General features: G+C 71.4%; 7 protein-coding genes and 1 pseudogene. 3 read left to right on the forward strand and 5 right to left on the reverse strand.

Translation table 11 applies throughout. The features are described 5' to 3' along the window. Positions 1-136: pseudogene (locus tag DQW06_RS29890) on the forward strand (hypothetical protein); the annotation flags it as partial. 58 nt (positions 137-194) lie between these two features. On the opposite strand, the gene DQW06_RS15010 reads toward DQW06_RS29890, so the two are convergent. Then, positions 195-980, reverse strand: a complete 786-nt coding sequence (locus DQW06_RS15010) for a sporulation protein (RefSeq protein WP_013153601.1) — start codon at positions 978-980, stop codon at positions 195-197. A gap of 223 nt (positions 981-1,203) precedes the next feature. Next, on the reverse strand, positions 1,204-1,815 hold the full coding sequence (locus tag DQW06_RS15015; RefSeq protein WP_071622263.1) for a TetR/AcrR family transcriptional regulator: 612 nt from the start codon (positions 1,813-1,815) through the stop codon (positions 1,204-1,206). Between the two features lie 144 nt (positions 1,816-1,959). Between DQW06_RS15015 and DQW06_RS15020 the strand changes: the two genes are divergently transcribed. Both DQW06_RS15020 and DQW06_RS15025 read left to right on the forward strand, forming a co-directional pair. After that, positions 1,960-2,346 carry a hypothetical protein gene (locus DQW06_RS15020; RefSeq protein ID WP_013153599.1) on the forward strand — a complete coding sequence of 129 codons (387 nt, stop codon included), beginning with the start codon at positions 1,960-1,962 and terminating at the stop codon, positions 2,344-2,346. 117 nt (positions 2,347-2,463) lie between these two features. Beyond that, a complete protein-coding gene (locus tag DQW06_RS15025) occupies positions 2,464-2,826 on the forward strand; it encodes a GntR family transcriptional regulator (RefSeq protein WP_013153598.1) in 363 nt (120 codons plus the stop codon). A 34-nt stretch (positions 2,827-2,860) separates the two neighbouring features. Here the strand turns inward: DQW06_RS15025 and DQW06_RS15030 are convergent, their stop codons facing one another. From DQW06_RS15030 to DQW06_RS15040, 3 genes are all read right to left on the reverse strand, one after another. Further along, complete coding sequence (locus DQW06_RS15030) at positions 2,861-4,108, reverse strand: Nramp family divalent metal transporter (protein ID WP_117198718.1); 1,248 nt, start codon at positions 4,106-4,108, stop codon at positions 2,861-2,863. A gap of 143 nt (positions 4,109-4,251) precedes the next feature. After that, positions 4,252-4,611, reverse strand: a complete 360-nt coding sequence (locus DQW06_RS15035) for a hypothetical protein (RefSeq protein ID WP_013153596.1) — start codon at positions 4,609-4,611, stop codon at positions 4,252-4,254. Positions 4,612-4,757: 146 nt separating this feature from the next. Further along, a complete protein-coding gene (locus DQW06_RS15040; protein WP_013153595.1) occupies positions 4,758-6,164 on the reverse strand; it encodes a sigma-70 family RNA polymerase sigma factor in 1,407 nt (468 codons plus the stop codon). Between the last annotated feature and the right edge of the window lie 224 nt (positions 6,165-6,388).

A 6,388-nucleotide genomic window follows, 5' to 3' on the forward strand; every position in this document is an offset into this window, starting at 1 on the left:
GATGGGTGACAGCGACGCGGTGTACGAGAACCCCGCCAGCGACTACACCCGCCAACTGCTCAACGCGGCGCCCGTGCTGGACCCCGACCAGGCCCGCGAACTGCGCGCGGAGCGCGCCCGCCAGCGGACCGGGTGAACCGCGGGCCGACGGCGCCGCGGGTCCCGGGGACGCCCGTCCCCGGGACCCGCAGGGATCAGAACATGCTGCGCTTGCCCGCCAGCGAGTCGATCCACTGGTGCAGGTGGCCCGACCAGTCGCGCCCGGCGCCCTCGTTGTGGTCGACGCTGAAGCGGTGGAAGGTGTCGCGGCTCTCCGAGAAGAGCAGACCCGGCTTCTTGTCCAGCTCCAGCACCACGTCCATGCCGCGCTCGTCGGTGACCAGCGACAGCTCCAGCTCGTTCAGGCCCCGGTAGCGGCTGGGCGAGAAGAACTCGATCTCCTGGTAGAAGGGCAGCTGCTGGCGGGTGCGCAGGATGCGGCCCTGCTCCAGGTCGGCCTGCTTGAAGGAGAAGCCGAGGGAGGCCAGCGAGTCCAGCACGGCCAGCTGCGAGGGGAGCGGCTCCACGGCCACCGGGTCCAGGTCGCCCGGGTCGACCGCGCCCGCCACGTGCAGGCGCGTGTTCACACCGACGTTCATGCGGTGCAGGTGGCGGCCCCGGTGGACGGTGACGGGGGTCTCCCAGGGCACGAAGAGCTCGAAGGGCACCTCGAAGCGCTGGCCGGGGGCCAGGGTCACGCCGCCGCCGATCTGGACGCGGTGGAACTCCAGGTCGCGGGTGCTCTCGTGGTCGCCGCTCTCGACCTCGACCCGGGCCTGGAGGCCGACGGTGAGCCGCTCGACCTGCTGCTCGACGTTGCCGCCCTCGATGACGACGGTGCCCCGCAGGGTGCCGCCCGGGGTGGCCACGGAGGAGTGCAGGGTGGTTTCCACCGAGGCACCGCCGAATCCGATACCGGCGAGCAGGCGCTTGAGAACCATGGATGACCTTTCTGTACCGCCCCGCGCCGGGAGGGGGAGCGGGGTCGGGGGCTGTCTTCTGGTAACGACGCCGGGAGAACGCACTCGGTTCCCCGACGAAGGTCCCTGTTTCCCGCGGCGGGGTCCGGGAGCAGGGCACACCGGCGGGCCCCGCCCCTGGGGTCCGGGGCGGGGAGGCCGGGTCAACGGAGACCGGTCGCGCCGGGGCCCGCCCGGGCGCGGCTCAGGCGGTGAGCCCGCGCAGCAGGGCGCGCAGCCCGTGGTGGAAGCGCGCCCGGGACTCGGCGGCGTCGGGTGCGTCCTCCTCGTCCTGGTGGCGGACCTGGTGCACGACCGCGCCCACGCAGTAGGAGTGCAGGGCGTCGGCGGCGCGCTCCAGGTCCTCGCCCTCCAACCCCGCCTCGGCGAGGGCGTCGTGGACCAGGGCCCGGGTGGCGTCGCTGCTGGGCGTGCGCGGGGCGCGGTGGACCAGCAGGGAGAGCGCCCCGGAGAACTCCAGCAGCCGCTCCCGGTAGGCCTCGGCCCACTCGGTGAGGCGCACGTCCCAGGGCCGGGTGTCCTCCTCGGGCTCCTTCGCCCCCTCCGCGTCTTCCGACGCCTCCCCGTCGTCGAGGGGGACGGTGCCGGTGGCCGCGGGGGAGGTGACGTAGGCGGCGATGGCGTTGAACAACTGCTCCTTGCCCAGGGGGAAGTGGTGGTAGATGGCCATGGCCTCCACCTCCAGCGCGTCGCCCAGGCGGCGCATGGACAGGCCGCCGAGTCCGCGGCCAGCGATGATGTGGAGCGCTTCGAGGATGATGCGCTCGCGGCTGAGTCCGGCGTAGTTCCTGCTCACGGTGGTCCTTTCGGGGGTGTGCGCCGTAAAGGTGGCAGATCGCGGGCGGCGCGGCCACCACGACGCGCGGCCCGGCTCGCCAGATGATATGGGTCACCTCTAGAGTGGCCCCGTCCGACGTTACGCGTGGTCTGGAGCACACACATGGGACTTGCCAAGCAGAGCACGGCTCAGGCGCGGGAGAGCCTGGCCTCCGACCAGGAGCGCGCGGAGCGCCTGCCCGAACTCCTGCGTGCGGTGGCCGAGGCGCAGGAGGCGCTGGAGCGGGCCCGCACCCAGAACGCGCCCGTGGAGGAGCTGAACCAGCGGGGCGTGGACCTGGACACGGCGCTGACCGAGGCGATGCGCGCCGCCTACGCCCGCGAGCGCGTCCTGGTGGGGGCCAAGGGGTACGAGGACCGGATCTACCGGCGCAAGCGGCTGGCCCGCCCGCAGGTGCGCGAGGCCACCCGGATCGCCGAGCGGCTGCTCACCGCCCGGGAGACCCACCGCCTGCACGGGATCCAGCGGGTTCCGCTCCAGGCGGTCTGACACCGGCGGACCCGGCCCGCAACCTGGGGTCGGTGCACGCACGGTAACTTGGTGTCCGGTCCGGTTCGGTCCGCGGCCGGACACCGCGGCAGGCGACGATGGGGAGCGCAGTGGCACATGGCGGATTTCATCCGTGTCGATCCGACGTCGAGGGTCCCGCCCTACGAGCAGATCAGGTCGATCGTGGCCATCGCGGTCGCCAACGGTGAACTCCCGGTGGGCTACCGGCTGCCCACGGTGCGCGCGCTGGCGGGTCAGCTGTCGGTGGCGGTGAACACCGTGGCCCGCGCCTACCGCGAGCTGGAACAGGCCGGTGTGGTCGAGACACGCGGCCGTTCGGGGACGTTCGTCGCGGCGGGCGGCGACGACCAGCGCGCCGAGGCACTGGCCGCCGCCCGGGCCTACGCCGAGGTGATCTCCCGGGTGGGGCTGGACCACGACGAGGCGGTGGAGATCCTGCGCGCGGCGCTGCGGGGCTGACACCGCCCCGCGCGCCGCCGCGCCTCCCGGAGGTTCAGGCCCCGGTGACGATCCCGTAGAGCTCGTAGACGCACAGCACCACGAACAGCGATCCGGCCAGGGCCAGGCCCGTGTTGCTCACCCAGCCGTTGCGCCACTCGCGCGGGGTGCGCGAGGAGTTGAGCAGCCACATCAGGGTGAAGGCCAGGAACGGCATGAAGAAGGCGCCCAGCACCCCGTAGGCGATGACCAGCTGGAAGGGCTTGCCGATCAGCAGGAGCAGCATCGGCGGGAAGGTCAGCCAGAGCACGTAGCCGCGGAAGGCCCAGCTCCTCTGGTTCTCCCCCGGGTCGGTGTTGGTCCTGCCCCGCAGGTGGTTGACGAAGTCGGCGAACAGCAGGCTCACGCCGTTCCACACGCCGATGATGGAGGAGTAGGCGGCGGCGAAGAAGCCGATGAGGAAGGCCGTCGCCACGAACCCGCCGAAGCGCTCGCGCAGGACGTCGCCCAGCTGGATCAGGCCCTGGTCGCTCTCCTGGAGCGTGATGCCGCTCGCGTAGAGCAGCTCGGCGCCCACGATGAGCATCGCCACGACGAAGATGCCGGTGGTGATGTAGGCGACGCGGTTGTCCAGCCGCATCATCCGCATCCAGGAGGAGTCCCGCCAGCCCTTGGAGTTGACCCAGTAGCCGTAGGCCGCCATGGTGATGGTGCCGCCGACGCCGCCGACCAGGCCCATGGTGTAGAACACCGAGCCCTCGGGGAGCATCGGGACCAGGCCCCGCAGGGTCTGTCCGATGTCGGGGACGACGTAGACGGCCAGGCCGACCACGGTGACGAACATGACGCCCACGAGCACCGTCATGATCTTCTCGAACACCGCGTAGCGGTTGAACCAGACGATCACCAGGCCGGAGACCCCGGCCAGGACGGCCCACACCTCCAGCGGCACGCCCGGCATCAGCGCGGCCAGGGGCAGGGCCGTGGCCGACATGGCGCTGGCGCCGTAGACGAAGCCCCAGATCGCGATGTAGGGCGCGAAGTAGACGGTGGTCCACTTACCCAGGCTGCTCCAGCCGGCGAAGATGGTGGTCCCCGTGGCCAGGTGCCAGCGCCCGGTGGCCTCGGCCAGGGAGATCTTGACCAGGCAGCCGACGATGGTGGCCCACAGCAGGGCGTAGCCGAACTGGTTGCCCGCGATGAGTGTGGCGACCATGTCGCCCGCGCCCACGCCGGTGGCCGCGACGACGATGCCCGGACCGATCTGTTTCCACGTCGTCCTGCGTTGCTCGATGGCTGCCATCGTGTCCTTCCCCCTGGTGGGACCGGTCTGGTCCGTGGTGGGCACGACTGTAGGGCTTCGGACACAAGGTGCATACGGGCAGATAAGCGGCGGAGGCGTTCCGTGGCGGAATCGATATGTTCCAGGTCACGTCCGGCGGCCGGTCAGCGGCGCAGGCCCACGACCGAGACGACGTAGAACAGGATCAGCCCGAGCCAGACCAGCGGCAGCGCGGCCGGGCTGCCCACGGCCGCGGTGATCGCGGAGACCGGGATGCTCACGCCCAGGCACACCAGGGAGAGCACGAAGCGCACGGTGTTGGAGGGCAGGCCCGCCTTGGCCGGTTCCGTGCGCGCCTGCGCGGCCATGTGGTGGCGCACGCGCGCCTCGACGGTGCCGTCGATGCGTTCGACCAGGGAGGCCGCCACGGCCTCGTCGTACTCGGGGCCGAGTTCACGGCTGGCGCGGAGCGCGGCGGCGATCTCGTCGCTGTGGCGCTGGGGGTGATCGGTCATGGCCACCATCGTCGCACCGGGGCGTCCGCGGCGTGCCGGGACGAGCGCGATACCGGGGACGAACCAGGGTTCGCCCTGAGGGTTTCGGACACGGCTCGGGGCCGCCCCCCGTTTGGGGAGCGGCCCCGTGCCGCCTTTCGGTCCGGCCCCGCAGACTAGCTGGCGAAGTCCAGCAGCTGCTGGGCGCGGCTGGGGTGGCGCAGCTTGGACAGCGACTGCTTCTCCAGCTGGCGGATGCGCTCGCGGGTCAGCCCCAGGTGCTTGCCGATCTCGTCCAGGGTGCGCGGACGGCCGTCCATGAGGCCGAAGCGCAGGGACATGATGGTGGCCTCGCGCGGCTCCAGGTCCGACAGCGCGTTGCGCAGCTGGTCGGCCATGAGCTGGCGGTCCACCACCTCGGAGGCCTCCGAGGCGTCCACGTCCTCGATCAGGTCGCCGATGCGGGTCTCGCCGTCCTCGCCGATGGTGGAGTCCAGGCTGATGGGCTGGCGGGTGACCCGCAGCAGCTCCTCGATCTGGGCCGGGGTCTTGTCCAGCTCCAGGCCCAGCTCCTCCGGCGTGGGCTCGCGGCCCAGCGCCTGGTGCATGTCGCGCTCCAGGCGGCTGACCTTGCTCAGCAGCTCCAGGACGTGCACGGGCAGGCGGATGGTGCGCGCGGAGTCGGCGAAACCGCGCTGGATGGCCTGGCGGATCCACCACATGGCGTAGGTGGAGAACTTGAAGCCCTTGGTGTAGTCGAACTTCTCCACGGCGCGGATCAGGCCGAGGTTGCCCTCCTGGACCACGTCGAGCAGCGACATCCCCCGGTCGCTGTACTTCTTGGCCACCGACACCACCAGGCGCAGGTTGGCCTCCAGCATGTGGGACTTGGCCTTGCGGCCGTCCTCGGCCACCCACTCCAGCTCCTCGACCTCGGCCTCGGCCAGCGGGGCGGAGCCGTCCACCTCGCCGTGCAGGCCGAGCCGGTACTCGGCGTAGAGCCCGGCCTCGACCCGCTTGGCCAGGTCGACCTCCTGCTCCGCGGTGAGGAGCTGGCGGCGGCCGATGGCCTTGAGGTAGGTGTGGACCGAGTCGCCCATGGCGGGGGACTGGTCGTCGAGGTCGGCCTCGCCGGTCTCCGCGTCGGTGGTGGTCTGGGCGGGCTCGGCCTTCTTGACGCGCCGTGTGGAGCGGGTCTTCCTCCGGGGGGAGGGGCCCTTGCGCGGCGCGGTCTTGCCTTCGGCCCTGGGTGCCTCGTCGGTGTCGGGCACCGTGGCGATGAGAGTGTCTTCCAGCACGTCGTCCTCGGCGTCGGGATCGGCCACCGGTGCGGAGTCGTCGCCCCCGTTGGCGAGCCTGACCCCGTTCTCGGTGAGTTCACGCAGGATGGAACGGCCGTCGCCGGTGGAGACGGCGGCCGCGGTGAAAGCGGCACGCAGTTCGGAGAGGGACAGGTGCCCCTGGGCGCGTCCGCGGTCGAGCAGGTCGGTCAGGACCGCGTCGGCGGACGCGTCGTCGCTGCGAGCGGTGTCAGCGGGGGCTCCGGCGGTGGGTGCCGGAGCGGCTGGGGCAGTGCTCGTCATCGGGGCACCTCCCTCCCTTCCAAGACGTGTGGCACGCGGCGGACGGTTCCCGCCGGCTGGACGCGCCAATATGTCCAACGTGTTGGGGAGTCAAATGTTCCCTGTCTCGATTGGATATCAGCCGAAGTGGCGTAGATCACTGCGACGGAAGTGGCCAAACGCTGTAGGGAGCGGGTAAAGGAGTGTGCCCGGAATCGCTGCGGGCGGGGAAGGGGGGCCGGTTG

It is taken from the genome of Nocardiopsis sp. TNDT3 (genome assembly GCF_003427465.1).
In the GTDB taxonomy this organism is placed as follows: domain Bacteria; phylum Actinomycetota; class Actinomycetes; order Streptosporangiales; family Streptosporangiaceae; genus Nocardiopsis; species Nocardiopsis dassonvillei.

Bases quoted from the DNA above. Each gene is read 5' to 3' on its own strand.
- DQW06_RS15010 (WP_013153601.1), bottom strand. From the start codon at position 980: ATGGTTCTCAAGCGCCTGCTCGCCGGTATCGGATTCGGCGGTGCCTCG.
- DQW06_RS15020 (WP_013153599.1), top strand. From the start codon at position 1,960: ATGGGACTTGCCAAGCAGAGCACGGCTCAGGCGCGGGAGAGCCTGGCC.
- DQW06_RS15025 (WP_013153598.1), top strand. From the start codon at position 2,464: ATGGCGGATTTCATCCGTGTCGATCCGACGTCGAGGGTCCCGCCCTAC.
- DQW06_RS15030 (WP_117198718.1), bottom strand. From the start codon at position 4,108: ATGGCAGCCATCGAGCAACGCAGGACGACGTGGAAACAGATCGGTCCG.
- DQW06_RS15035 (WP_013153596.1), bottom strand. From the start codon at position 4,611: ATGGTGGCCATGACCGATCACCCCCAGCGCCACAGCGACGAGATCGCC.
- DQW06_RS15040 (WP_013153595.1), bottom strand. From the start codon at position 6,164: ATGACGAGCACTGCCCCAGCCGCTCCGGCACCCACCGCCGGAGCCCCC.